Genomic DNA, 306 nt, shown 5'->3' on the forward strand with positions numbered 1-306 from the left:
CTGGCCGCTGCCGCCGCTGGCCGAGACCACGCTGGTGCTGGTGGCGGCGCTGCCCAGCGCGAGCAACGTCTCGCTGCTGGCCGAGCGTTTCGAGGCGCACGGCGGGCGCGTGGCGCGCATCATCCTGGTCAGCACGGCGCTGGCCTTCCTGAGCTTTTCCGCCGCGGTGGCGCTGCTGACCTGAGCGCGGCGGCGCCCCTCAGATCGCCTGCGGGTCCACGTCGATGAGCCAGCGCCGCAGGCCGCGGTGGCGCGCGCGCTCGGCGTGCAGCAGCGGCTGCCAGGCAGCCAGGAAGCGCTGCAGCG

The 306-nt window shown here is 75.5% G+C and carries 1 pseudogene; it reads left to right on the forward strand.

The features are described from left to right. Positions 1–184, forward strand: a pseudogene (locus A612_RS01875) (AEC family transporter); the annotation flags it as partial. Positions 185–306: the final 122 nt, after the last annotated feature.

Origin of the sequence: Melaminivora alkalimesophila (assembly GCF_000282995.1) — a bacterium.
In the GTDB taxonomy this organism is placed as follows: Bacteria; Pseudomonadota; Gammaproteobacteria; order Burkholderiales; family Burkholderiaceae_C; genus Melaminivora; species Melaminivora alkalimesophila.